Below are 24,135 nucleotides of genomic sequence, written 5' to 3'. Positions count from 1 at the left end.
GTCTGATTTCGCTGGTCGCCGCCGTTGATTCCATAATGGGACACGGCCTTTTTTACTAAAAAATAAAATTGCCCGCAAAATTAGTGTTTTTGATTGTATTCAGTGTCTTTCTTGACTGAATACCTGTGCTTTTGTTACAGAAACCGCTCTGGGGAAACTAATTCCCAACATTGAAAAAAGATACCGGATACAATACGGGCATAACTTTTTGGTTATATGAAGCAATTAAAAACCAGTTTTATCACTTAATCAACTTACTCCAATGAAAAAGTTAACAATTGCGCTCTTTGCTATGGCAATAAGTTTCACTGCTTCTGCACAATATGATCCTGCATTTCGCTTTGGAATAAAGGCCGGAGCCAATTTGTCCAATATCAATGGAAGCAATGATTTATCGCTGTCATCTGGAGGAACTGCGTTCAATTTCAAGGATAACTCCGACCGATCTCTAGGGTTTTCTGGCGGGGTATTCTTCCGTCTTGGCCGTGATTTTTACCTTCAGCCCGAATTTCTGCTTTCACAAAAGGGGGGTAAATTTAATGTCTATGAAGATGGTATCCAGAATTCAGATGGAAAGGTGGATGTACGATTTACCAATCTGGACGTGCCCGTACTCTTTGGTGTAAGAATTGCCCGGTTTTTCAGGATCAACGCAGGACCCATGGCTTCGCTGCGTATGACAAGCAACGGTAAGATCGGTGATTCCTTCGACAAATTTACCGGCGAAAATGCCAGCACAGAATTTAAGAACAGGGTAGCCTATGGCTATCAGGCAGGTGTAGGTGTTGATTTCGGAAGGTTAAGCCTGGATGTGCGCTACGAAGGAAACTTTACAGATGTTGTTAAAATTAATTTTAACAACAACACCACCGCTTCGCAGTTTGGCCGGAAGAGCAACCTGTTCCAGGCAACGCTCGGACTGGCAATATTCTGATCTAGAAAAAGAGAAAAAGGGCTGGGGTCAATCCAGCCCTTTTTCTCTTTTAGCTACAAATAAGGCCGCTATTTTATACTTTTGCGTTTCTTTACAACGCGTGAAGTAGAGAAATTTCGTCTATAGCTTTATCCAGCAAACCTGCACTTTATTTTATCGTGGCCCTTAATACTGACAATGTTCGACTCGTTTTTGGACTTAAATTAAAACAGCTTCGTCTGGACAAAGGACTGTCGCTGAACGAACTATCCCAAAAATCCGGATTGTCTCTCTCCTATATCAATGAGATTGAAAAAGGAAAAAAATACCCCAAGGCAGACAAAATCATCGCGCTGGCCCACGCCATGGACGTGGATTACGACACGCTGGTATCCCTTAAGCTGAGCAAACGGCTTGAACCGATCAGTGAATTACTGGATTCAAATGTACTGACCGAGTTACCCTTAGAACTTTTCGGTATCGATCCGGCCAGTTTGCTGGAGATCCTCTCAGACGCCCCTACCAAAATCAGTGCGTTTGTGGGTACGCTCATTGAAATTGCCAGAAATTACAACATGTCTATTGAGAAATTCTATTTCTCGGCGCTGCGGACCTATCAGGAAATGCATGATAACTATTTCGAGGATATCGAACTTGAAGCGGAGCGGTTTTTGAAAGAACATAACGTCCCAGAGAATGTGTTGCTTGGTGAAAACGAACTGTTCGAAATTCTGAAAACAGATTTTAATTATAAAATAGAACATATAAACGAAAAGGCCAACCCGGAATTTTCCAGCGTCCGCTCCCTTACCATCACAGGACCTTCCAACAATAAATTACTCATCAACAACCAATTATCTCCTGTTCAGCGGGCCTTTATTTATGGCCGTGAAATCGGTTATTTATATCTGAACCTTAAAAACCGACTACACACCACGGCACTGGTAGAAGCCGAGTCTTTTGAACAATTACTGAATAATTTCAAGGCGTCCTATTTTGCAAGTGCAGTCATTATCAAAAGGAGTTTGCTCGTTCCGCGGCTCAGAGGTTTTTTTGAGCTGAAGCAATGGCAACCTGATAAACTGCTGGCCCTCATTACGGAATTCAATACCACGCCTGAATCCTTCTGCTACAGGCTGAGCAATGTGATGCCCAAGTACTTTGGTCTGAAACAGATATTCTTTTCAAGGTTTAATAATTTTGCGGGTCAGAACCTCTTTGACATGTCGAAGGAACTCCATATTTCCAGAAAACATTATCCGCATACGGTCCGCGATGAGCACTACTGCAGGCGCTGGGTTGCACTCACCATTCTGGACGACCTTGCTGAGCTCACAAAACAGAAGCAATATACGGGTACGCTTTGTAAGGCCCAAAAATCCACCTATCTCGACACTCAGGACCAGTACCTGGTGGTAAGCCTGGCACATCCGACAGTTACCACGGCCAATCTCAATGTGAGCCTGTCTATGGGTATTTACCTGGATGAGCATGCAAAAAAAACACTTCATTTTCTTAACGACCCCGCCATTCCGCAAAGAGAAGTGAACCAGACCTGTGAGCGATGTGCTCTTTTTGATTGCCGGGAACGCATTGCTGCGCCAACCATTTTACAGAAAAAACACAAAAATGAGGAGTTGCGCAAGGCTTTGCGGAAAATGATCAGCTGAGCCGGGATTTGCGAAAAGAATGATTGTAACTTACCTTTCGCCCAGCATATCAGGAATATATTCGGAGACTATATCTGCCTTGATTATATTTGCTCCTGATGATAGTTTTACAGATATTTTATATTTTTAGGATTAGAAATTTCTTAAAAAAGTAACATTCAAACGAACACCAGATTAAGCGGATTATATTTGCCAAAATTTAGACACGGTTATGCCTGGTACCTATGGATTGGAGGACTTGATTTTAAAACTGTCAACTCCCTTTTACATTATGCTGATAGGTCTGGAGATTCTTTTAACCAATCGCTCCGACCGCAAAAGTTACTCCTGGAAGGACTCCTTCACCAATGCTATGCTGATGATTTTCAACGGCGGTATTGACCTGCTGTTTCGTGCTGTGTATGTAGGTATTTTGGTCTGGATGTACAATTACAGGCTTTTGGAGCCTGTTGAGAATCCCTATTTGTACTGGACCTTGCTCTTTTTGCTGGAAGATCTGGCTTTTTACACCCTGCATTACGTTGATCACAACAGCCGGTTATTCTGGGCAGTGCATGTTACACACCATTCTTCCGAACATTTTAACCTGACGACCGGCTTCCGGTCATCCGTTTTTCAGCCACTGTACCGTTTTGTTTATTTTATTCCGCTCGTACTGCTGGGATTCAACCCGGCCGATATCGTTGTGATGTATTCGGTGACTCAGATATACGGGATCATTGTACATACCGAATACATTAAAAAGCTGGGCTGGCTCGAATATATTCTGGTAACACCCTCACATCACCGGGTGCATCACGCGAGCAATGTAGAGTACCTGGATAAAAATATGGGCATGTGCCTAATTATCTGGGACAGGTTATTCGGTACGTTTCAGGAAGAGAGGCAGGACATCCCTACGCGTTACGGGCTTACGAAACCAGTTCACCACGACGGACTGGCACAAACCGTCTTTCATGAATGGAAAGAAATTGGAAGAGATTTCAGACAACCCACCGACTTAAAAACAAAGCTGAAATATCTTTTCAAAGCCCCAGGCTGGTCACCTGACGGTTCGCGGCAAACAACAAAGGAGCTTCAGAAAGAGCAGATAAACCACATGGCATAAGTGCCTGCTGCCAAATAGGATGCCCTCTGGACACAATTCTTATTTTGATTTGCGTTCAGATGTACGTCAGCTTGCGTTTTGAGTTTTTAATATCAAACCTCTGCTATGAATCCAGAAACCATCCTAGAGCTGGACATCTGTAACAACCTCATTGGCTCGCAAAAAAGGAAACCCGCCTAATAATCTGCTCAACTACGGTTATGCCATCCTTCAGGCGATCGTCGCACGCGGCCTTGTCTCATCCGGGTTACTGCCAACGCTTGGCATTCATCATCACAACCAATAATACAATGCCTATTGCCTGGCCAACGACATCATGGAGCCTTACCGCCCTTTTGTGGACCTGATCGTACTTGAGATCATCGATAAAGGAGAAAATTTCCTTCAACTGTCCACTCCGATCAAATCCAAATTGATGCGTATCGCTTCCGAAGATATCACGATCGACAATCAGACCAGTCCGCTTATGGTCGACCTGCAGCGTACGACAGCTTTGCTGGTAAAATGTTACGAAGGCTCCCTACGAAAAATCAGTTATCCAACAATTCCGTGCTGAGCCACACATAAAATTTTGCCGCATCCGCTTCTAAATCAAGTTCATCATGCGTCTAAACAAATACAGAATTTTACGGTCGGCCGCTGCCGTGGATACTCGTACTTTTTGATCTGTCAACCGAAACAAAAAAAGAAGAAAAGGCGCATTCGCAATTCCGCAAGGACCTGCTGAAAGACGGTTTCGCCATGTTTCAGTTTTCGATTTATTTGAGGCATTGTTCAAGCCGGGAAAATGCCGACGTACACATCAAACGGGTAAAAGGATTTTTGCCAGAAAAAGGTGAGATTGGAATTTTAACGATTACCGACAAACAGTTCGGAATGATGGAACTATACCAAGCCAGGAAGATAAAAGAACGGCCCAATGTACCGCAGCAGCTTGAATTATTTTAGAACAGGATTAAAAAAATGGCAAAAAAACCAGAAGTTAATGTTGGCGTCCCGATTTTTTTGCCATGAGATATCCCCACAACACACTGATTAACAGAAATATAAAACAAGGCACGTTGTTTCCGATATCTCAAAGTACGGAGCGGGCCGCCACCGCGGTTTACTAAAGATCCTGTTCTCTAAAATAAAACTGGTCAAACCTATGAAATAAATGGCCTTAGTCTGCTGTCACTAAAAAAGAAAGTGTCGGATAAAAATTGTTTCACCCACATTTAACGCAGACAACTACCGGGGGCAGTTTCAAAGAAACCTAAACCATTTACATCAAGGCTCTATCCTCTGTTTCCACTTATAACATTTGAAAATTTACTCTTATATCTCAGAAAAAAGGATTCGTAATATCTGTATGAAACACTTGAAAAAAATACTGTTAATGAAACTATCACCGGATAGATAATCCAATTAGATACAAAGTTTACACTTTTACAAATAAATAAAGCTATGACAATCACTATTGGATGATACATATACAATCCATACGAAATTCTACCTAGATAATTAAAAACATCATTTTCTATTGAAATTTTATTTCTTGCGTTACTGGCAAAATTTAAGATTAATATTCCAAATAGAATAGAATAGAATTCATAGTGAAATATCGATATATATACACCTTTTGCAAGTAGAAATATCGTAATAACTATGACAACATAGAACAAAGTATTATTTCGTAAAAGTCCCAATATTTTACTATTTTCAAACAGCAATATTGAGAAAATGCCTCCGATTGCCATACAATCAATATTAAATGTTACTAAAAATGCCTGAATTATATTCTTGAAAGGAATAATATCTGCATGATGCGTCGTCAAAAAATAAGAAAATGACACATAAAATGATATAATAGAGATCATCAACCAGATTCGGTATTTTTTAAAATAATTTAAAATAACCGGCCAAATAAAATAAAACTGCTCCTCTGTTCCGATAGACCACGTATGAGAAGCGTATGGAACAACCCCTAAAAAAGACAGTACTAAATTTGGAAGAAATATTGCATATAAGAATAATTTAATGTACAAATTAGAATATATAACATCCTTACTATGACCAGGTAATACGAACAAATTAATATGTGGAAAAACAAAAAAAGCTAAAATAACAATCAAAAAATATAACGGCCAAATGCGTAACATTCTTCTTATGTAGAATTTAGCGACGCTAATCTTCCCAAACATATATTCCTCGGCTAAAAGAAGATAGGTAATTAAAAACCCACTCAAAACAAAAAATAAAACAACACCAAGTTTACCAATAATATCTACAAAGGGAACTTTACCCCAATAATTATCAAAATATAGAATTGACTTAAACTGTTCTGTATGATGAATGATTACTAGAAACGCTGCAATAAATCTTATTCCATTTAGGTTTGGAAAATAAACTCCTTGTTTGTCCATTGTCATTTGACAGTCCTGTTTTAATTTTTGTTCAGAGATTAAGATGACAGTCGACAGTAAGGTTCGACGAAGTCAAAATAGAATTTCACGCTGTGGAAGTACCAACTGACTGAAAAACTGATAGCGAAGGTAATGACAAAAAACTACACATAATTCTGATACGCTCAAACACATGCGAAATATCATTACCCAATGCTCATTGTTATTTCTCCCCTTGATTTAAACCAATCCCTAAGTTCTGGGTATAAGCGGAAAGAGCAATTTCTCCTACTCACTGGTTTGATCAAATTTTTGAGTGGTTAATTGCATTGCGCAAGCCGCAGTTAATCCGCAAACTCTCCCTTTGAGGCGGCATATTTCTTATTGTTCAAAGACCGCTGCATAGCGGTGATCACCTATTATACTGCCTACCAAGGCTCTATGCATCACCCTCCGTGCACTGTTTTCATCACTTCCAATCGCACCAATCCAAGCCGAAAAACAATCTTCTCCCGCTTTATAATTCATATCAGTTTCGATTCATCAGCTTAACCATTTTGCAAATACCTTATGCGCCATGGCCAGGTCGGCTTTATGCGCTTCAACGCCATTCATGGTTTTGGGTGATGTCTTTTCAAGGCATTGCTCCAATACCAGGTGAGGTTTGACATGAAGAGCAGACAGAGCGCTTACCAGTCGTGGATAATCAATATCTCCGTCCCCGAAAGTTTCCTGCCAGATGCCATCTTTGGACTGCCGGATATGCAACTCCACTATTCGTTTGCCGTATAACTTCACGATATCAAACAGGGCAATCTGGGAATTTCCCGAACCTCGGTACACCCAGTGTACATCCAGGCATAATGAAACGTTTTTGGGATCCGTGGCCAGCAGCATGTGATGAAATTCCCGGGCGGCGGCTTTCAACTCCACATCATGGGTATGGTATGCCAGCTTCATTCCTCGTTTTTTCAGCTCTGCACCGAGTTGGTCCAGGCTTTGGGCTTGTACGGCCAACTCCTCATCCGACTTAATTTTATCACTCCCCCATTTGAGCGGATTCGGATTGGTCACAATAATTTTAGTATTGGCGGGCTTAAGGGCATCAGCTATGGCCAGTAAGGACCTGATGGATCTGGTCGCTTCCTCCTTCTGGTGTAATGAGCTGTTTACATATACCGATGGCATCGACAGATTGTATTTCTTTAAGTAGGGCAGTATTTTACCCACCTCCTCCGCATTGTTGAAAGCCGGTTCATAAGCAGTTAATCCGGCAGAGGCAAATTCTCCCAGCGAGATATCCGGGTCGGTGTTCCAATTTCTGCCTTCTCTGGCAAAAAAAGTTATCCAGGAATACTGATTACAGGATATCGGCCAGGCAGATGGAGTCATTTGCCCAATATTATTAAAATCTAACATTCCGGAGCCAGCAGTTAATGCCAGGCTTTTAACAAAAATTCGGCGGTTTAATGACATATCGGGCGCTTTATAAAACATCTAAAATTACAATCAGATAACTATAAAACACCAAATAATTCTAATAAAATTATTACTGAAATCCTTATTTCATTTTCAGTTTATAGGCCAGTGAAATAACGGCCGGATCGGTGGCTCCGCCAACAACAGCTTTGTCTGCAAAAACGGAAAGATCAAATGAATTACGTTTATTCAAAGATATGTTACAGCCAGTTTTATATCTGATCTGTTCGAAACCCGTGCCCAGTAAATAAAAAACGTCGACCGAAACATAAGGTGAGAACCTGCTTTTATTCTTATAAGTAAATTCAGCCTTATGACGAAAATAACTTCCGGAATTAATAAGCCCGGACTCGTCATCCTTAAACTGATCCTGATACCGAAAACGGTAATCAAATTTCAGCCATTTGGTAAGTTTGTACTCGAAAGTAACGTTCCCATAAAAGCGGTGAAACGAACGATAGTAATAATCCTCAGAGCTCTTGTCCTGCTTCCTTTTACCAATATAGCGGTAGTAAAGGCTTGCCCCAAAATATTTATTGAGCTTGTATTCCAGGCCAGCTTCGCCCAGGTATGACTTCAAAACATTTGCATTATCCGAAAAGCGCGTTTGTCCGCTTACATTTACAGAAAAAGATTTATTCAGTTTTTTTTCAACATGAGCAGACGTCCATAGCCCTATCCCCTGAGTATTTCCCAGAAAGGGCATGCAGATTAAAATAGCAATCAGAAAACTTTTCATACATGAATGAGATAGTTTTTTAAACCAAAGTTCAGGGATAATAATAGACCGTAAGCCGGGTGGCATCTTTGAGAAAATCGATATCCTCGATTTCGACGCGGTGGACGTTCAAACCGGTACGCAAACGAAGATCTTCAAGCAGTTCCGGGCGGCGGTCAGGGATGATCAGATGGATATTTTCATAGATTATCATTTTCCCACGCTCCTTCCTGATCAGCCAGTCCCCTTCCAGCAAATGTGTTACGACCAGAATTATAAGACAAAACAAGCATAACTCATCCCACCCTCCTTTACTGATTGCAGCAATAAGACCAATAGCAATAACCAGGAAAAGGTAAGTCATATCCTTCGCGGAGATCCCTTCGGTACGGTAACGCAGCATAGAAAACACAGCGAATAACCCGAAGGCCGCACCCATTGACATTTCCACTTTGTTCAACAAGTAGGTGATCATAAAAATGACCATGTTGAATACAAAAAATGTAGTAAAGAGGTCGGTACGCTTATAATTACGGTAGTAAACAAACCTGATGAGGATGAAAACGGAAGCAAAATCAATAAGGATCCTGACGAAAAATTTGGCAGAAATTTTGTCGAACAGATCAGATGAACTGAGTATGTCGGACAGGTACATGTAAAGCATTTTGAGACTGGAGTTTATGAAGAAACTTTACTTTTGATTTAAAACGATTATGTTTAACGCCACTAAAAATGCTGATCATTCCAAAGCAGTATTTACTGATCCCTCCCTCCCGGAATCGTTGTCTGCGCATCATTTCGAGGAAAAACGAAGCTGAATTCTCTTTCTCATGCTTCACTTCCACAATGGCGACATATCCAAATTCCCGACTCCTTCCATCAGAAGAAAAAGTAAGATCCAGATCAATTGTGATTCGTTCGGTGGTGTATATACTTACCAATGTAATCCTGCCGTAATGAACCCAAAGGGTGGGTTTCAAACGATCCGGATTCAGATTGGTAGTACCTCTCAAAAACGATCCGCTATGCTCGTCCAGTCCGCCACAGCCTCCCATTTCTCTCTTAATCCTTGTTTTGATCGTTCTCCCTTTGTTATTTTTCAGCTTTATTTCAAAGTACGAACCTTTGGTATCCACGTAATTTCTGTGTCGGATCTTGTAACGGTTCAAACGGCCTGCCTGATGCTGATGATACAGCGTGAGCTCACGCGTGTCGTAATACAAAGTTTCATAGGTGAAGATCCGTTTACTTTCCATTTCCAGCACGCGGTAATGGCTTTGGACAAGAGACAAAATGTAGGATAACCTGCTCACGGGTATCATAAATTTCAAATCGGTCCTGTCCATGAGTTTAACCGAATCCATCTCCGCCAGCGTAATCGGATCAAAATCAGAAACTTGCTCTGCTATTTCAGAAAAAATCACATGATCCATTGTATTCATCTTAAAAATGTTTCAACTGCTGCATTTCTGGTAACAACATGGCTTTTAAGCGTTGTAAGATCTGTGTCAAAAGATGTTTTGCTGGTCAGATTAGAATAGCCGGTTTGCTCAGGTTCTGTTCCGGTCACATAGGGCTGGATCAGATTATGATACTTGTCAAAAAGTGCATTAATCTGAGTGGGGATGAAAACATTCTCTTTGAATTCCTTTACATAAGTTTTGTATCTGGCATAATAAGTTGCATCATCCGCAACATACCGCAGCAATGGCCAGGTACTTGATACCTCAGTCATCGATAAAGACACTGCCGTCATACCACCTCCGCCATTCCCACCGCCGGAAGACGTTGTCATCGACATGTTAAAATCCCAAGGAATCCATGTCAGCTTACCTGCCGGTGCATTGTACAGATAATGGTTATGTGCCTTTGAACCGTAACAATCCCAGTTTACAATTGTATTATTAATAGCGAGATATTTCAGAAAGTGGTCCACATTAAAGGTAGATTCGAGGCTGGTGCGCCACTGTAGAGGATTACTGGTTCTGACAGAACTATTGAGCGCCGTTATAAAAGCCTGCACATCCGTATAATCCGGTGCGTCTTCGTTATTCTTTTTCTCAAATTCAGATTGGGCAAAAGTTTTGAAATAAGATTCCGGTTTGTAAATGTTCCCATCATCTTCCCCGAACTGATCCTGCACCATGGTATCATCAATCACTTCCACGGAAGTGTATACACCACAGTATTTTAATCCTTCACCAAAATTGATATACACCTTATAAAACGCAGTACGGGCTGCAGCAACACCGCCTGCACGAAAAATGTCAGCTACTACTTTTTCCCGTAACAAGGAATTATCACTATATCCTGGCGACATAGAAAGCTCCTTGAAACCATAAAACCGCTGATTTTTTATACTCGGATAATCGTCTTCGAACTTGTCAAAATGAAGCCTAAAAGGAAGCTTGTATATCCCTGCACGCCAGATAGACGACAAACTGGAATTCCCTTTCAACCGGAAACCCACCTGGTTCCAGGTTTTTCCGTTAAATTTTAAGGTTGCTGCAATGTATTCCGGATCTTCTCCAAAACCTCCACCCCCACCCTGTCCTCCACCGGAGTTACCTTGCCCGAAAGTACCCCACGACTTAGCCGACATATCTGCCTTGATGGCTGCCCAGTCAGCAGCAGTCATCGTAATTTCAATGCTGTTCACTTGATCCTGGGGAAATATTATATCATAATCAGGATCTACATCATTGCCATGGCTTTCCGCTGTCCAGTCGGAATTTGCTTCAGCAGGATCGTCAGATACCTCTACGGATGAAGGTATTTTACAGGATGCCGCAATGAAAGATGTAGCTGCAAGAAGCAGAATAAGAAAATGTTTATGTCTCATGGGTGTCAGGTGCTAACTAACATCCATTACGCCATAAGGCAATTATTTTGATGCAGGAAGAGAAAATTTACTTTTCAGCCGCCCAAAGAACGGCATCCCGAACCAGCACTGCATAATCCGGATTGACACACAAAGATGCATCATGTCCAATCCCTATGTATACCATACGCCGGTACTTTTCATTCACCCAGATGAGCGGATGATCTCCCATTGGCTTGTTTTGTTTGTAGGTCGACTCATCAGCGGTGGCAAGAACCCGGACATTCGGACGCGGACTTTTATCAAATTCGTACCACTCGTCCGAGATCTCCATCTTGTCCGGCAGGTTTTTCGTAACCGGATGTTTATGATCTTCGATGATCAGCGTACCTTTTTGAAACTTAGGGTGCGGGGTATATTTCACGCCGCCCATGGCATCTTCAAACCATTGCCAGTATTTCTTTTCCGGATTGGTGTATAAAGTCCCGGTTAACCCGGCAGCATGTATCCCTACCCAGCCCTTCCCGTCCTCAATAAACTTTTGAACGGCTAACTGCTCCTGACCCGACAAGTCAAAAGGAGCTTCCTGCAACTGAATAAATACCTGATACTTACTAAGATTGGCATCATTCACCAGGCTGTTGTCATCTGTAATATCCACGGTAAAATGATTTTCCGACGCGATTTTTTCCAGGAAAGGCCTTGCCGCAGTCATCATTTTATTGTGGTCTGCCGCCTTGGAAATTTTCACAAAAACCTTAAAACTTCTTTTTTGACTGGCAGCAATTAAGCCAACAGCAACAAATGCAGTCATTAGCACCAGCATCAGGTTTGGTATTCGCGTTTTCATCATTTTAAGTTAAGAGGTTTACCTAATTAAGCTTTACAAATTTCATTTATGATCCGTGGCGGCAACGGATAGCAAATACCAGGCAGCATGTGGCAACCATTGCTCTGCCCAGCGCCAGTCATTATCCTTCCCTGTTTGTGCGTAAGAAAGATTAAAATCGATATCATCTTCATTGTCAAAGCCCCCTGTCACGCCGTTAGCAATCCCTCCAGGGGCATTTGTGTATTCAAAACCACCGAAAAAACCATACGCCGGATTGTTGTGCCCTGCACCTTGCAACATGCTGGTATCGTATGGATTCAGACCCAGTATCCAGTTCATCTGGTTTACAGCAAAATTTCTGAGTTTGTTTTGAAATACCTTATCGTCTTCAAATAAGGGAATAGCGAGCCGGGCTGCCGAAGCAACAGAGGCAAGCCGGGCATTTTCGCCCTGCCACCAGGGTGAAGCATCACTGCCATGCGGAAAGAAAAATACAGCTTTCCTGTTTCCAAGCGTGTCCTGGGTATATTGCCGGCTATAACCAAATGGATTATTCACCTCTGCTGTGATATTCAATTCAAAATCCAGTGATTTCCTGATCGTTTCTTTAATCCAGGATTTTTCAGGATCCGTGGCAATTGTATTATAATTGAGCAAACTAATGACTGGTAACCCGGCATCGGACGGATGGAAAAACGGACGGTCCCTATCATCCGCACGCCAGTGTCCGGTGTATTTTCCGGCAGACACCAATCTTGCCAAAAGATTTTGTGCCCGTTTCTTTGCCGCCAAGGTATACTCTTCTTTCTTCGTAGTTTTGAAAAGCTCCGTCGCCGCACTCAGCGCACAGTAATCATCAACAATATTTTCCTTCCCGTCATTGGTCATCTTTACATTTTCCTTTTCGAGAAACCGGAACGCATTTTCAGCCGCTGCCAGATATTGCCGACTGGAAAAATCGCCCGAGGTATCCCTTGCCGCAGCAATTGCCAGCGCAGCAATACTCATCCCTCCTCCTGACCGGTAACTTACCTGATAACTTCTCCAGCTATCAGAATTATCCGTATCGTTGAAAGACTGATCCTTATTCTCTTTGATACGATAGCTCTGCTCCTCCGCCTGAATCACCCTGTCCTTTGCCATTTTCCCCGCACCCGGCGCCGACACCGACCGGTAAAAAGATCCGTTACGCGCCTGAACCCTGACGAGGTAGTCAGCACCATGCATTGCCTCATCCAGCAATCGGCGGTTATACTGGCGAAAATCGCTTCCCGGCCTTTTGATCAGTAATTCAAATGTCTTAAATAAACTCCACACGGTAAGCGGGATTTGCTGCGGGTTGAAATAGGACGAAAAAGAAAGATGAGACAAATGTTTGCCGTAATCTCCGGAGGCATCGTACCAGCCGCCATGTGCATCAATGGTATCTTTAATCTGCCTCTTCAACACTAAATGACGATCTGCAATATCCAGTAATCCCGAGCTTCGCTGGCCTTTGAAATAATAGACAACATCCGAAATTGTAGCAGATTCCAATACGTTCCTCCCAATCCTGAATGGATAAGAAACGATGTTTTTGCCAGGAATTTTTGCCTGAACGATATAGCTACCTGCTTTCTGAAAACTGCTGAAATCCATTTCCCAAAACAGCCGGTTCCTCCATTTGCCCACAGGTCCTGAATACCTTGTTTTACCCTTAAAAACCACTTTCCCTGATTCCTGATCAATCAACTGAAATTCAGTTATCGTTACTTTTTGGTCTGATACAACTATAGCCCGTTTAGGATTATCCTGCTCGTAACCAACGTGATTGATGAGCACTTTTATTTTCTGACTAAAAGCCCGATTACTGCAAAGCAAAATCAGGAGGATCGTAAAACGAAAGATGTTCATGACGTCGGAGAAAGCTATGGACAAGGTTAAATGTAAGACAAAATTTCTAGCTTCCTCCCCCCACCTGCTCCACTTTAAGGCGCTTTCCGCCGAAACAATTATCTTTGCACGATTAAAGGATAAATCCCTTTCACATGCGACATACCTTACAACTTACACTTCCTCCTGAAATAGCACTGGATGATCTCTCGCTGGAACAGTATATTGGAAAAAAATTAAAACTCCGCGCGGGAACCCCAACAATCATCCGGAAAACCAGGCAATCCATTGATGCCCGGAGCAGGCAGGTAAAAATCAATCTGCAGACCGAAGTATATATCAACGAATTACCTCCGTCACTCATTGAACTTTCTCTTGATTATCCCGACGTAAGCAATCGTCCCCAGGCGCTGATCGTCGGCTGCGGGCCAGCTGGGATGTTTGCTGCGCTGCGCCTGATAGAAATGGGTATAAAACCCGTCCTTTTCGAAAGAGGAAAAGATGTTCGTTCGCGCCGCCGCGACCTTGCCGCCATTAACAAAGAACATATCGTTAATCCTGAATCAAACTACTGTTTTGGTGAAGGAGGTGCTGGTACTTACTCAGACGGCAAGTTATATACCCGTTCCAACAAACGCGGGGATATCCGCCGGGTGCTGGAAATTTTCGTGGGACATGGAGCCAGCGAACAGATCCTCATTGACACCCATCCGCACATTGGTACCAACAAACTTCCTTTGGTGGTTGCCAACATGCGCGAAAGTATATTAAAGGCCGGCGGAGAGATCCATTTTAACACCAAAGTAACTGACCTTATTATCCGGGATCATGTAGTAAAAGGGGTGATTGTGAATGATAAAAAGGAATACACCGGCGTTGGGGTCATACTTGCCACCGGGCATTCGGCCAGGGATATCTATGATCTTTTGTCCCGCAAAAACATACTGATTGAAAGTAAATCCTTTGCAATGGGTGTCCGCATTGAGCATCCGCAGCGGGTGATCGACAGCATACAATATCATTGCGATAAGGACCGGGGCCCTTACTTACCGGCCGCTTCTTACAGCCTTGTTACCCAAACACGCTTCAATGGTATACAGAGAGGGGTGTTTTCCTTTTGTATGTGCCCCGGAGGGTTTATTGTTCCGGCTGCCACGGCCCCGGGCGAGGTGGTGGTCAACGGAATGTCACCTTCCCGGCGCGATTCGGCCTTTGCAAATTCCGGGATCGTAGTAGCCATTGAGGAGGCTGACCTTTTGCCTTATGCAGATTTTGGCCCGCTGGCCGGCCTTCAGTTCCAGAAAGAGTTTGAAGAAACTGCCTGTAAAATAGCTGGAGCTACCCAAACAGCCCCGGCACAGCGTGTAACGGATTTTATCAACAAAAAAACATCTCCGGAACTGAACGAAACTTCGTACCAGCCAGGGTTGAAATCGGTGAATTTATTTGATACCATGCCTGCCAGCATAGCAAACCCATTGAGAGAAGGACTCATGGATTTCGGAAGAAAAATGAAAGGATATATTACAGATGAAGCGCAGCTGGTAGGTGTGGAAAGCCGGACCTCCTCGCCCGTCAGGATACCAAGAGAGCGCGATTCCTGTGAGCATCCGCACCTGAAAGGACTTTTCCCATGTGGAGAGGGAGCGGGCTATGCAGGAGGAATTATGTCCGCGGCTATGGACGGTGAACGGTGTGCAGAGCAGCTTGCCAGGCTTTACGCCAACAAGGAGTAAGCACACTTTGATTGTCTTCAAAAAAATGTTAACATTTGTAGCCTGACTATTACTCACCAACACCAATTATAAGCCTATATGGGCAAAGAATCTTTTGATTTTTTTACGGATGAGTTATATAAAAAATTAAAAAGTCCGCTTCCGGGAGAATCGGCTCACCGCCCCATGCAGGCTACTTCCAGGCTGCGAATGAGTTTTAAGCCTAATGCCAAAACCCGGAAAAGTGCCGTACTGATCCTTTTTTATCCCTATCAGGACGAAATTTATTTCCCGGTTATACTCCGCCCCGCTTACGATGGAGTGCATTCAGGACAGATTGCCTTTCCCGGCGGACGTTATGAACTATCAGACGAAGACCTGATCCGTACGGCCTTACGGGAAGCACAGGAAGAAATTGGTTTACGGCTTACCGATGTAAAAATCCTTGGTGTATTATCTGAGCTGTTCATTCCTCCGAGTAATTTTTATGTTCTTCCGGTGGTGGCAACCATTCCCTACCGCCCGGATTTTTACCCGGACATCAGGGAAGTTGAGGACGTTTTCGAAGTTCGGCTTAAAGAGATTATGGATACCAGCATACTCGGTGAAAGTGTGATCATCGTGAGAGGAGAACAGGTCAGGGCACCACACTATGCTGTGAGAGGTTATAAGATATGGGGCGCCACTGCGATGATGATCAGCGAATTGCTCACGGTCATGAATACGCCGGATTCAAGTAGCGAAAATTAAAAATATCTGCTTTATTTGCTATATTAGCAGGATTTTCAATTATAACTTCCAGAAATTCCTCTGAAAAACTGCTCTATTCAGGCTGGTTTTACAGACATTGGGATGCGGCACGGAAGGAATCTTACTTAATCGATTTACCGGATATTTTAAAAAGTTTCCTCCTCAATTTATGGATGAAAACGATGCTACGAACAACGTAGGAGACAGCGAACTACACGAAAAATTACCCATTTCAGGTCTTTACGAAAGTTGGTTTCTTGATTATGCATCTTATGTAATTCTGGAGCGGGCTGTTCCGGCCATTGAAGACGGGCTGAAGCCGGTTCAGAGGAGGATCATGCATGCACTGAACGAAATGGACGACGGCCGTTTTAACAAGGTCGCTAACGTCGTAGGTTCATCCATGCAGTACCACCCTCACGGTGACGCTTCCATTTATGATTCCATTGTCAACATTGGTCAGAAAGAACTCCTTTTTGACACCCAGGGAAACTGGGGCGACATACGCACCGGAGATGGCGCCGCGGCTGCGCGGTACATTGAAGTAAGGCTTTCCCGGTTTTCCAAAGAAATCGTTTTTAACGACAATACCACGGAGTGGCAGCTGTCCTATGACGGACGCAAAAGAGAGCCCGTTACCCTTCCAGTCAAATTCCCGCTCTTACTTACACTGGGTGTGGAGGGAATTGCGGTGGGCCTCTCGACCAAAATATTACCACATAATTTTTGCGAACTCATTGAAGGTTCAATCGGGATCCTGCAGGGTAAGGAGGTGACCATCTATCCTGATTTCCTGACGGGCGGCCAGATCGACGTTTCCAATTATAATGACGGGCACCGAGGGGGAAAGGTACGGGTAAGGGCAAAGATTGAGGAAGAGGATAAGAAAATGCTCATCATCCGGGATATCCCTTTCGGAACCACTACCACATCCATCATTGATTCCATCGTAAAGGCGAACGATGCTGGTAAAATCAAGATCAAAAAAGTAGTGGACAACACCGCTGCGGATGTAGAAATACAGGTTCACCTTGCGCCGGGGGTATCACCGGATATCACCATGGATGCGCTTTACGCATTTACCGAATGCGAGGTTTCCATTTCGCCCAACGCCTGTGTGATCATCGCCGACAAGCCTCACTTTGTTGGCGTCACGGAAATACTGAAATACAATACTCAGCAAACGGTAGATCTTTTACGGCGTGAGCTCGAGATCAAAAGAGCGGCCCTTCTGGAAAAGATACTGTACGGTTCGCTGGAAAAAATCTTCATCGAAAACCGTATATACAGGGATATTGAAGAATGTGAAACTTTTGAAGACGTTATCCGCACGATTGACAAGGGGCTCGAACCCTATAAGCCGCAGTTTTACCGCGTGATCACGGATGACGATATTGTGGAACTTACTGAGATCAGGATCAAAAGAATATCCAAATACGACGGATACAAGGCGGACGAACTGATGCGAAAATGGGAAGAAGAACTCGCCGAAACAGAGGACAATCTTGCCAACATCGTCCGTTTTGCCATTGAATATTACCGGGATCTTCTGAAAAAATATGGTAAAACCCGGGGCCGACGCACGGAGATCAGGGCATTTAACCAGATTTCAGCAAATATAGTAGCTGCAAATAATCAAAAACTGTATGTAAACCGGACGGAGGGTTTTATAGGATACGGCCTCAAAAAGGATGAATACGTGATGGATTGCTCGGATATCGATGACGTGATCGTGTTCAGGAGCGACGGAAAATGTCTGGTCACCAAGATCCAGGATAAGGTTTTTGTTGGGAAAGATATCATCCATTGCGCCGTTTTCCTCAAAAATGATGAACGCAAAGTGTACAACCTGATCTACCTTGACGGCAAAACAGGGGTGTCCTATATCAAGCGCTGCCAGATCACAGCCGTAACCCGCGACCGGGAATATGACATGACCCAAGGCACTCCCAAGTCAAAGATTACCTATTTCACCGCCAACGATAACGGCGAAGCCGAAATCATTACCGTTAACCTGACCGCCCAAAGCAAAGCGAAAGTAAAACAGTTTGATTTCAACTTTGCCGATCTCCTCATTAAAAACCGGAGCGCCATGGGCAATATCCTCACCAAGTATCCGGTAAGGAAAATTACACTCAAACAGGCGGGGCGTTCAACCCTCGGCGGTGTGGATATGTGGTTTAATCCCACCATCGGCCGGCTCAACAGGGATGAACGCGGAGAATATCTTGGTAACTTCGGAGCAGCTGACAGCATTCTGGTGATTTACAAAGATGGTACCTATGAGCTCACCAACTTTGATCTCACCAATCATTATGTCCCTAACGAGGTACTACTGGTGAAAAAATTTGACACCAAGTTACCCGTTACCGCTATTTATTATGACGCCGGGCAAAAACAACATTTTATAAAGAGATTTAATATTGAAACGACGTCCCTGGATAAAAAATTCCTTTTTATCAGTGATACCAAAAACAGTAAACTGTTACTGGCCAGTACCGACAAACGTCCCCGGTTTGAGATGATATTGGCCAAAAATACGTCCAACGAACCCTCCAGCGTAGCCTATGCAGTGGAAGACCTTGTGGATTTGCGGGGGTGGCGGGCCTTGGGGAATAAACTTCCAAACGATAAGTTCAAAGACATTCACTGGCTCCCACCGCTTCCTGAAGAGCCGGAAACGGTGGAAGAAGACCTTCCTGATGAAGGAGAACACAGTGAAGAAACAACAGAGGCCGAAGAAGGAGAAACTCAGGCAGCAGCCGAAGGAATAACCACAGCTGATGAGGTGGATATGGAAATTGTAAATCCCGAAAAATTAGCTCCCTCTGCCTCCGGTGAGCCGGAAGAAGAGCAAAAGCCTGACGGTAAATCCAGAAAAGATCCGAAAAAAGGTCCTGATTCGCCTAAAAGCCAGCTAGGTTTGTTTGAATAACTTACTAAAACGGAAGTAGTGAAATGTATTTTATCCTTGTCAGCAACAAAAAGTACAGGTTCAGACGTACAGTTATAAAATAATATGTGACTGTATCTCGAACCGGAATTCTGTTATCTGACGTTTAACAAGGACAACCAGAATTACAATAGTGAAAAAACTGATAAAAGCTGCGATTATTTTAGCCTTTGCCTGCTTGGTTTTTATCCTGCTGTGTAATTTCTGGATCGTGTATAATACCAGGCAGTACAATTATTTTTCAATAGAAAGTTTACCGTCCAATGATGTGGCACTGGTTTTAGGCACCAGCCGGAACACAGAAAGAGGTAAAGAAAACCTGTTTTTCAGATATAGGATGGAAGCCACAGCGCGGCTTTTTAAAGAAGGAAAGATCAAGTATATCATATTGAGCGGAAATAACGATTCGCAGTATTACAATGAGCCGCTTGATATGAAAAGAGCTCTGCTGAACCTGGGAATACCTGAAAATGTGATGACACTGGATTACGCTGGTTTCCGGACTTTTGATTCGGTGGTGAGATGCCGGGAAGTTTTTAATCAGAATAATTTTACGATCATATCTCAGAATTTTCACAACGCAAGAGCTCTTTATATTGCTCATAATGAAGGAATTAATGCCATATCATTCGCCGCTCAGGACGTTCCTGACGGCTATTCTTTAAGAACATTGATCAGGGAATATCTGGCCCGGCCAAAAGCAGTACTGGATGTACATCTGTTACGCCCCACCGCCGACCTGACTTCCAATATCGAGATAAAACGGAAATGAGGAACTTCATGGATGAAAAAAGGATTTTACAGCCAGACGCCATGAAAACCAAAATGAAAAAAATATTACTTTTCTTTTTTTTATTTGAAGTATTCTCTCTCTGCCAAGCAGCAGCGCAACAGACATATGTCATCAAAGGACGCGTAACTGACGCGACTACCGGCGATCCGGTACCCTTTGCAAACATTGGAATAAAAGCTTCATTATCAGGAACAACTACTAACTTTGATGGCTTTTATGTTTTAAACTACACTCCCCCCGCCGACTCCCTCAGCGTCACCTATGTGGGCTATGATACCCGCACCAAAGTAATTGTACAAAACCTTGCTGAACAAGTGCTGGATTTTCAGATTTCCCCGGGCAGTCAGCAATTAAGGGAGGTAAAAATCTATGCAGGTGAAAACCCGGCATTTGCCATCATGCGCAAAATTGTTGCTAACAGGAAGAAAAACAATATTGAAAGCCTGAGTGCATACGAATACGACAGCTATAACAAAATACAGATTGATATCGACAACCTTTCCGAGAAGTTCAGGAACCGAAGGGCTGTCAGGAAAATGACCCATATTGTAGATCAGTATGATGAAGTAAAAGGCGAGGATGGAAAGACCATTATCCCCATTTTTATTTCGGAATCTGTTTCAAACGTCTATTTCAGGAACGACCCTAAAAAGAAAAAAGAGATCATCAATAAAACAAAGGTATCCGGGGTAGGACTAACCGACGGGAGTTTCGTTTCCCAACTGGTGGGATCGTCGTTTCAGCAATATAATTTTTATCAGAACTGGCTGAATTTGCTGGAGAAGGATTTCGTGTCACCCATCGCCGACAGCTGGAAACTGTACTATGAATACTATCTGGCAGACAGTGTTGCCAATGGTGCTGTACACGATTATCTGATCGAATTTGAACCAAGGCAAAAACAAGACCTGGCCTTTACGGGGTCATTCTGGGTGGATGGTACCACTTTTGCACTTACTCAAATGGATGCAAGTGTAGGCAAAGAGGCCAACCTTAACTTTATTGACAAAATAAAAATTCAGCAGTCGTACGACCAGTTGGATGATCATGACGCCTGGGTGCCTGCCAAAACGAGGGTGCTGATAGATGTGGATGAACCTACCAAACAAACGGCCGGGATGCTACTGAAATTCTACTCGGCCAACTCCAAGTACATTGTCGACAAACCCAGGAATGGGAAATTTTACGATACGGCAATCGAATTAAAGGAGGATTATATGGATCATGATTCGGCATACTGGCAGAAAAACCGCCCCGAATCACTCACTAAACCGGAGATACTGAGCTTTCAACTGGTTGATTCACTAAAAGTTTTACCTGTTGTAAAAACCTATACCGAATTACTGAACGTATTTGTAAACGGGTATAAAAAAATTGATAAATGGAATATTGACATTGGCCCTTACCTCTTCCTTTACGCCAATAATGCGGTCGAAGGTCATCGGTTCAGGCTGGGATTCCGTACAGACCCCGGTTTTAGCCGTAAGTGGATTTTGCATGGATATGGCGCTTACGGCACCAGAGACAATGAGTTTAAGTATGGCGCGGGGGTGGATTATATTTTCTCGCGAAAGCCCTGGACCATGGGCGGCTTTTCCTATTCCAAAGATCTTGAAAGACTCGGACTTTCCGCGGAAACCATTGGCCCTAATACCATTTTCGGCGCTTTTTCCCGCTTTGGTGCTTTCAGAAGAGCCTATTGGCAGGAGGATTTCTCGGCCTATTTCAAACGAGAACTGGTAAAAGGGCTCACCGGAAGTATTCAGCTCAGACACCGCGACTTTGTCCCTCTTTTCCCATTTGCTTACCGTAAAAACCCTGCTCAGGGAGAGGACTCCCCGCTTGGAAGTTCCTATGATATAACGGAGATGAATTTTGAAACCCGTTTGGCAAGAAATGAAACCTTCCTGCAAAATGACAATGAACGCATCAGTATGGGCAACGGAAATTCGCCTGCTTTTACGTTACGATACACGCTGGGTATGAAGGATTTTCTGGATGGAGATTTTAAATATCACAAGTTCTCACTGAATGTTAAACAAAGTTTCCGTGCTGGTTTTCTGGGACGTACCTATTACAACCTGACACTGGGATATATCCCCTCCACCCTGCCGTATACACTGCTGTACAACCCGCTCGGAAACGAGTCTCTGTTTTATGTTGACAATGCATTTAATATGATGCGCTATTTCGAATTCATCAGTGACAAGTACCTTGTGCTACGGATGGAACATAATTTCGAAGGCCTCCTGTTAAACAGAATACCCGCCATCCGGCGTCTGAAATGGCGTATGCTTGCTACCGGAAAAGTATTTTACGGCACAGTGAGTGAAGCCAATAAGGCCATCACCCCTACAGAGGATGAAGCAGGAAATGCGATGCCTACGTTTAACTATCTGAGCAATGCCCCTTATATTGAATTGGGCTACGGCGTGGACAATATCTTCAAAGTAGGCCGCATTGACTTTGTGCATCGTCTCAACTACCTGAATAACCCCAACGTAACACCATTCGCGGTCAAGATATCTTTTTGGTTCAATTTGTAAGTGTCATTGGATGTGCCGTAAATCTCGGGCTCCATAGGTAAGGAAAACTTCCTCTCCTACGTTCATGTCATTTCGGTTTCGGTAAAAAGACAGGTACCCTTCCTGATTTCGGCAACGGATTTCCCAATGATTTCCATGGAACCGTATGGTTTCCACGGTTCCATGCCACTTGCTTTTTTCAGGAAATTGGGTGCGTTTTATCTTTTCCGGACGAATAAAATATTGCTTTCCATCCGTTTTATTCAGCCAGTTTATGTCGCCTGTGAGCTCGGCCACGTAGCTGTTTGCCGGTTGGTTATAAACCTCTTCAGGTGTACCGATCTGAATTATTCTGCCATTTCTCAGCACAGCAATCCTGTCCGACCACGCCAGCGCATCGCCCGCCTCATGCGTCACAAAAACGCAGGCTGTTTTCTTTTGGGTACGCAACAGTTCAATCGCGTCGGCCAGTACCCGCCGGTTGTGGTTATCCAAATGCGCAAAAGGTTCATCCAGGAGTAAAACCAAAGGCTCCTCAGCCAGAGACCGGGCAATTGCTGTCCGCTGTTTTTCTCCACCGGAAAGCAATTTGGCCTTTTTATGACGAACATACCCTAAACCTGTGATTTCCAGCAGTTCCGTTACTTTTTCCAGCCTGTACTGCGGATTATAAAATCGGAGCGCGTAGGAAATATTTTCTGCGACAGTCTGGTTTGGAAACAGTTCAAATTCCTGATGGATCAGCCGGATAGCCTCATGCCCCGGGATTAATTCATTCCTGACAGGCGGCAGCTCCTTCTTTCTAAATAATACCTTTCCAGCATCCGCATCGGTGAACCTGCCCAGGATACGCAGCAATGTACTTTTACCCGAGCCACTTTCTCCCAGGATCCCCAGCCATTCTCCTTCCGAAAGTTCCAGGTCAATGGCTGACAAAACTTCTGTTTCATCATAAGACTTGGTTATACCTTCTGCCTGCAGAACGCGTTTTGATCCGGCCATTATTTTATCCAGGTAACCTTCTCTTCAATAGGGGTTCTGCGGGCAGCCGCTTCAGGCGCCTGATGATAGCCCATAAAAAACAATCCCAGGCATTTCTGATCTTCAGGTAAACCAAGATACGCCCCCAACTCTTTCAGTACGCCCGGGCTGCCCCAATAGGCTCCTATTCCGTAAGCCGTTGCGGTGAGCCACATATTCTGGACTGCACATGCTACGGCAGCAGTTTCTTCCCATTCGGGAATCTTGTCCGTATGTACTTCCATGTTGATCACAATCACACAATTCGACTTCATTACTTTTTCACTGGCTGCTTCATAACGTGCCTGCGAAAAAGCCTCGGGAGGGGTTATAGCTTTGTAGCGTTCCGAAAAAAAAGACGCCAGCTTCACCAAACCCTCTCCCTTGAAAACCATGAACCGCCAGGGTTCCGTAAGCTTATGCGTTGGAGCATAATTGGCATTCTGCAAAATGGTATGGATGATCTCTTCCGGAATATCCTGGGTGGTATAACTGGGTGGGAATATGCTTCGGCGCGAACGGATGAGCTGATTGATAACTTCTACTGAATTTTCCATTTACTAAAAATGATACTGATACTAT

General features: G+C 43.6%; 21 protein-coding genes. 11 read left to right on the top strand and 10 right to left on the bottom strand.

Annotated elements, in window-relative coordinates:
* Positions 1-262 precede the first annotated feature (262 nt).
* The 6 genes from KOE27_RS05020 (at position 263) to cas2 (ending at position 4,639) form a co-directional block, all read left to right on the top strand.
* Positions 263-934: a porin family protein gene (locus tag KOE27_RS05020; RefSeq protein ID WP_215237735.1), complete on the top strand. Its 672-nt coding sequence runs from the start codon at positions 263-265 to the stop codon at positions 932-934.
* A 158-nt stretch (positions 935-1,092) separates the two neighbouring features.
* Positions 1,093-2,583 (top strand): helix-turn-helix domain-containing protein, encoded by a 1,491-nt coding sequence (locus KOE27_RS05015; protein WP_215237734.1) that lies wholly within the window; start codon positions 1,093-1,095, stop codon positions 2,581-2,583.
* A gap of 211 nt (positions 2,584-2,794) precedes the next feature.
* Entirely contained in the window at positions 2,795-3,691 is an 897-nt protein-coding gene (locus KOE27_RS05010) for a sterol desaturase family protein (protein WP_215237733.1), read from the top strand.
* 151 nt (positions 3,692-3,842) lie between these two features.
* The gene (locus KOE27_RS30020; RefSeq protein ID WP_215237732.1) at positions 3,843-3,977 is read left to right on the top strand and encodes a CRISPR-associated endonuclease Cas1; all 135 of its coding nucleotides are present in this window, start codon (positions 3,843-3,845) and stop codon (positions 3,975-3,977) included.
* 30 nt (positions 3,978-4,007) lie between these two features.
* Positions 4,008-4,247 carry a CRISPR-associated endonuclease Cas1 gene (locus KOE27_RS05000; RefSeq protein WP_215237731.1) on the top strand — a complete coding sequence of 80 codons (240 nt, stop codon included), beginning with the start codon at positions 4,008-4,010 and terminating at the stop codon, positions 4,245-4,247.
* A gap of 83 nt (positions 4,248-4,330) precedes the next feature.
* A complete protein-coding gene (gene cas2 / locus KOE27_RS04995) occupies positions 4,331-4,639 on the top strand; it encodes a CRISPR-associated endonuclease Cas2 (protein ID WP_310590061.1) in 309 nt (102 codons plus the stop codon).
* Positions 4,640-4,968: 329 nt separating this feature from the next.
* On the opposite strand, the gene KOE27_RS04990 is transcribed toward cas2, so the two are convergent.
* The 8 genes from KOE27_RS04990 to KOE27_RS04955 all read right to left on the bottom strand — a co-directional run bounded on the left by KOE27_RS04990 (position 4,969) and on the right by KOE27_RS04955 (position 13,842).
* The gene (locus KOE27_RS04990; protein ID WP_215237730.1) at positions 4,969-6,102 is read right to left on the bottom strand and encodes an acyltransferase family protein; all 1,134 of its coding nucleotides are present in this window, start codon (positions 6,100-6,102) and stop codon (positions 4,969-4,971) included.
* A gap of 516 nt (positions 6,103-6,618) precedes the next feature.
* On the bottom strand, positions 6,619-7,551 hold the full coding sequence (locus KOE27_RS04985) for a sugar phosphate isomerase/epimerase family protein (protein ID WP_215237729.1): 933 nt from the start codon (positions 7,549-7,551) through the stop codon (positions 6,619-6,621).
* A gap of 85 nt (positions 7,552-7,636) precedes the next feature.
* On the bottom strand, positions 7,637-8,293 hold the full coding sequence (locus KOE27_RS04980; RefSeq protein WP_229252647.1) for a DUF2490 domain-containing protein: 657 nt from the start codon (positions 8,291-8,293) through the stop codon (positions 7,637-7,639).
* A gap of 31 nt (positions 8,294-8,324) precedes the next feature.
* Positions 8,325-8,927 (bottom strand): DUF4956 domain-containing protein, encoded by a 603-nt coding sequence (locus KOE27_RS04975; protein WP_229252646.1) that lies wholly within the window; start codon positions 8,925-8,927, stop codon positions 8,325-8,327.
* Complete coding sequence (locus tag KOE27_RS04970) at positions 8,896-9,714, bottom strand: polyphosphate polymerase domain-containing protein (RefSeq protein ID WP_215237726.1); 819 nt, start codon at positions 9,712-9,714, stop codon at positions 8,896-8,898. The genes KOE27_RS04975 and KOE27_RS04970 overlap by 32 nt, the downstream gene beginning before the upstream one ends.
* On the bottom strand, positions 9,711-11,114 hold the full coding sequence (locus KOE27_RS04965) for a CotH kinase family protein (RefSeq protein ID WP_215237725.1): 1,404 nt from the start codon (positions 11,112-11,114) through the stop codon (positions 9,711-9,713). Before KOE27_RS04965 ends, KOE27_RS04970 begins: the two co-directional genes overlap by 4 nt.
* 67 nt (positions 11,115-11,181) lie before the next feature.
* On the bottom strand, positions 11,182-11,946 hold the full coding sequence (locus tag KOE27_RS04960) for a ThuA domain-containing protein (RefSeq protein WP_215237724.1): 765 nt from the start codon (positions 11,944-11,946) through the stop codon (positions 11,182-11,184).
* Between the two features lie 39 nt (positions 11,947-11,985).
* Positions 11,986-13,842 (bottom strand): glycoside hydrolase family 9 protein, encoded by a 1,857-nt coding sequence (locus KOE27_RS04955; protein WP_215237723.1) that lies wholly within the window; start codon positions 13,840-13,842, stop codon positions 11,986-11,988.
* A 110-nt stretch (positions 13,843-13,952) separates the two neighbouring features.
* Between KOE27_RS04955 and KOE27_RS04950 the strand changes: the two genes are divergently transcribed.
* The 5 genes from KOE27_RS04950 to KOE27_RS04930 all read left to right on the top strand — a co-directional run bounded on the left by KOE27_RS04950 (position 13,953) and on the right by KOE27_RS04930 (position 22,554).
* Positions 13,953-15,533 (top strand): NAD(P)/FAD-dependent oxidoreductase, encoded by a 1,581-nt coding sequence (locus KOE27_RS04950; protein ID WP_215237722.1) that lies wholly within the window; start codon positions 13,953-13,955, stop codon positions 15,531-15,533.
* Between the two features lie 78 nt (positions 15,534-15,611).
* Entirely contained in the window at positions 15,612-16,262 is a 651-nt protein-coding gene (locus KOE27_RS04945) for an NUDIX hydrolase (protein WP_215237721.1), read from the top strand.
* Between the two features lie 169 nt (positions 16,263-16,431).
* Positions 16,432-19,197 carry a DNA gyrase/topoisomerase IV subunit A gene (locus tag KOE27_RS04940; protein ID WP_215237720.1) on the top strand — a complete coding sequence of 922 codons (2,766 nt, stop codon included), beginning with the start codon at positions 16,432-16,434 and terminating at the stop codon, positions 19,195-19,197.
* Positions 19,198-19,393: 196 nt separating this feature from the next.
* Positions 19,394-19,987, top strand: coding sequence for a SanA/YdcF family protein (locus tag KOE27_RS04935; RefSeq protein WP_215238379.1), 594 nt, complete (start codon positions 19,394-19,396; stop codon positions 19,985-19,987).
* Between the two features lie 53 nt (positions 19,988-20,040).
* A complete protein-coding gene (locus KOE27_RS04930; RefSeq protein ID WP_215237719.1) occupies positions 20,041-22,554 on the top strand; it encodes a DUF5686 and carboxypeptidase-like regulatory domain-containing protein in 2,514 nt (837 codons plus the stop codon).
* Positions 22,555-22,557: 3 nt separating this feature from the next.
* Here the strand turns inward: KOE27_RS04930 and KOE27_RS04925 are convergent, their stop codons facing one another.
* On the bottom strand, positions 22,558-23,535 hold the full coding sequence (locus KOE27_RS04925; RefSeq protein ID WP_215237718.1) for an ABC transporter ATP-binding protein: 978 nt from the start codon (positions 23,533-23,535) through the stop codon (positions 22,558-22,560).
* Complete coding sequence (locus tag KOE27_RS04920) at positions 23,535-24,110, bottom strand: nitroreductase family protein (RefSeq protein WP_215237717.1); 576 nt, start codon at positions 24,108-24,110, stop codon at positions 23,535-23,537. The genes KOE27_RS04925 and KOE27_RS04920 overlap by 1 nt, the downstream gene beginning before the upstream one ends.
* Positions 24,111-24,135 lie beyond the last annotated feature (25 nt).

This window comes from Dyadobacter sp. CECT 9275 (assembly GCF_907164905.1).
Taxonomy (GTDB): domain Bacteria; phylum Bacteroidota; class Bacteroidia; order Cytophagales; family Spirosomataceae; genus Dyadobacter; species Dyadobacter helix.
The sequence above is the reverse complement of the archived record's forward strand: the minus strand, read 5'-3'. Positions and strand labels throughout refer to the sequence as shown.

Excerpts from the sequence above, each read along its gene's own strand:
- KOE27_RS04970 (WP_215237726.1), bottom strand. The coding sequence starts at position 9,714 with ATGAATACAATGGATCATGTGATTTTTTCTGAAATAGCAGAGCAAGTT.
- KOE27_RS04950 (WP_215237722.1), top strand. The coding sequence starts at position 13,953 with ATGCGACATACCTTACAACTTACACTTCCTCCTGAAATAGCACTGGAT.
- KOE27_RS04990 (WP_215237730.1), bottom strand. The coding sequence starts at position 6,102 with ATGACAATGGACAAACAAGGAGTTTATTTTCCAAACCTAAATGGAATA.
- KOE27_RS04975 (WP_229252646.1), bottom strand. The coding sequence starts at position 8,927 with ATGTACCTGTCCGACATACTCAGTTCATCTGATCTGTTCGACAAAATT.
- KOE27_RS04930 (WP_215237719.1), top strand. The coding sequence starts at position 20,041 with ATGAAAAAAATATTACTTTTCTTTTTTTTATTTGAAGTATTCTCTCTC.
- KOE27_RS04965 (WP_215237725.1), bottom strand. The coding sequence starts at position 11,114 with ATGAGACATAAACATTTTCTTATTCTGCTTCTTGCAGCTACATCTTTC.
- KOE27_RS04940 (WP_215237720.1), top strand. The coding sequence starts at position 16,432 with ATGGATGAAAACGATGCTACGAACAACGTAGGAGACAGCGAACTACAC.
- KOE27_RS04960 (WP_215237724.1), bottom strand. The coding sequence starts at position 11,946 with ATGATGAAAACGCGAATACCAAACCTGATGCTGGTGCTAATGACTGCA.
- KOE27_RS04985 (WP_215237729.1), bottom strand. The coding sequence starts at position 7,551 with ATGTCATTAAACCGCCGAATTTTTGTTAAAAGCCTGGCATTAACTGCT.
- KOE27_RS04920 (WP_215237717.1), bottom strand. The coding sequence starts at position 24,110 with ATGGAAAATTCAGTAGAAGTTATCAATCAGCTCATCCGTTCGCGCCGA.
- KOE27_RS05020 (WP_215237735.1), top strand. The coding sequence starts at position 263 with ATGAAAAAGTTAACAATTGCGCTCTTTGCTATGGCAATAAGTTTCACT.
- KOE27_RS05010 (WP_215237733.1), top strand. The coding sequence starts at position 2,795 with ATGCCTGGTACCTATGGATTGGAGGACTTGATTTTAAAACTGTCAACT.
- KOE27_RS04980 (WP_229252647.1), bottom strand. The coding sequence starts at position 8,293 with ATGAAAAGTTTTCTGATTGCTATTTTAATCTGCATGCCCTTTCTGGGA.
- KOE27_RS04925 (WP_215237718.1), bottom strand. The coding sequence starts at position 23,535 with ATGGCCGGATCAAAACGCGTTCTGCAGGCAGAAGGTATAACCAAGTCT.
- KOE27_RS04945 (WP_215237721.1), top strand. The coding sequence starts at position 15,612 with ATGGGCAAAGAATCTTTTGATTTTTTTACGGATGAGTTATATAAAAAA.
- KOE27_RS05000 (WP_215237731.1), top strand. The coding sequence starts at position 4,008 with ATGGAGCCTTACCGCCCTTTTGTGGACCTGATCGTACTTGAGATCATC.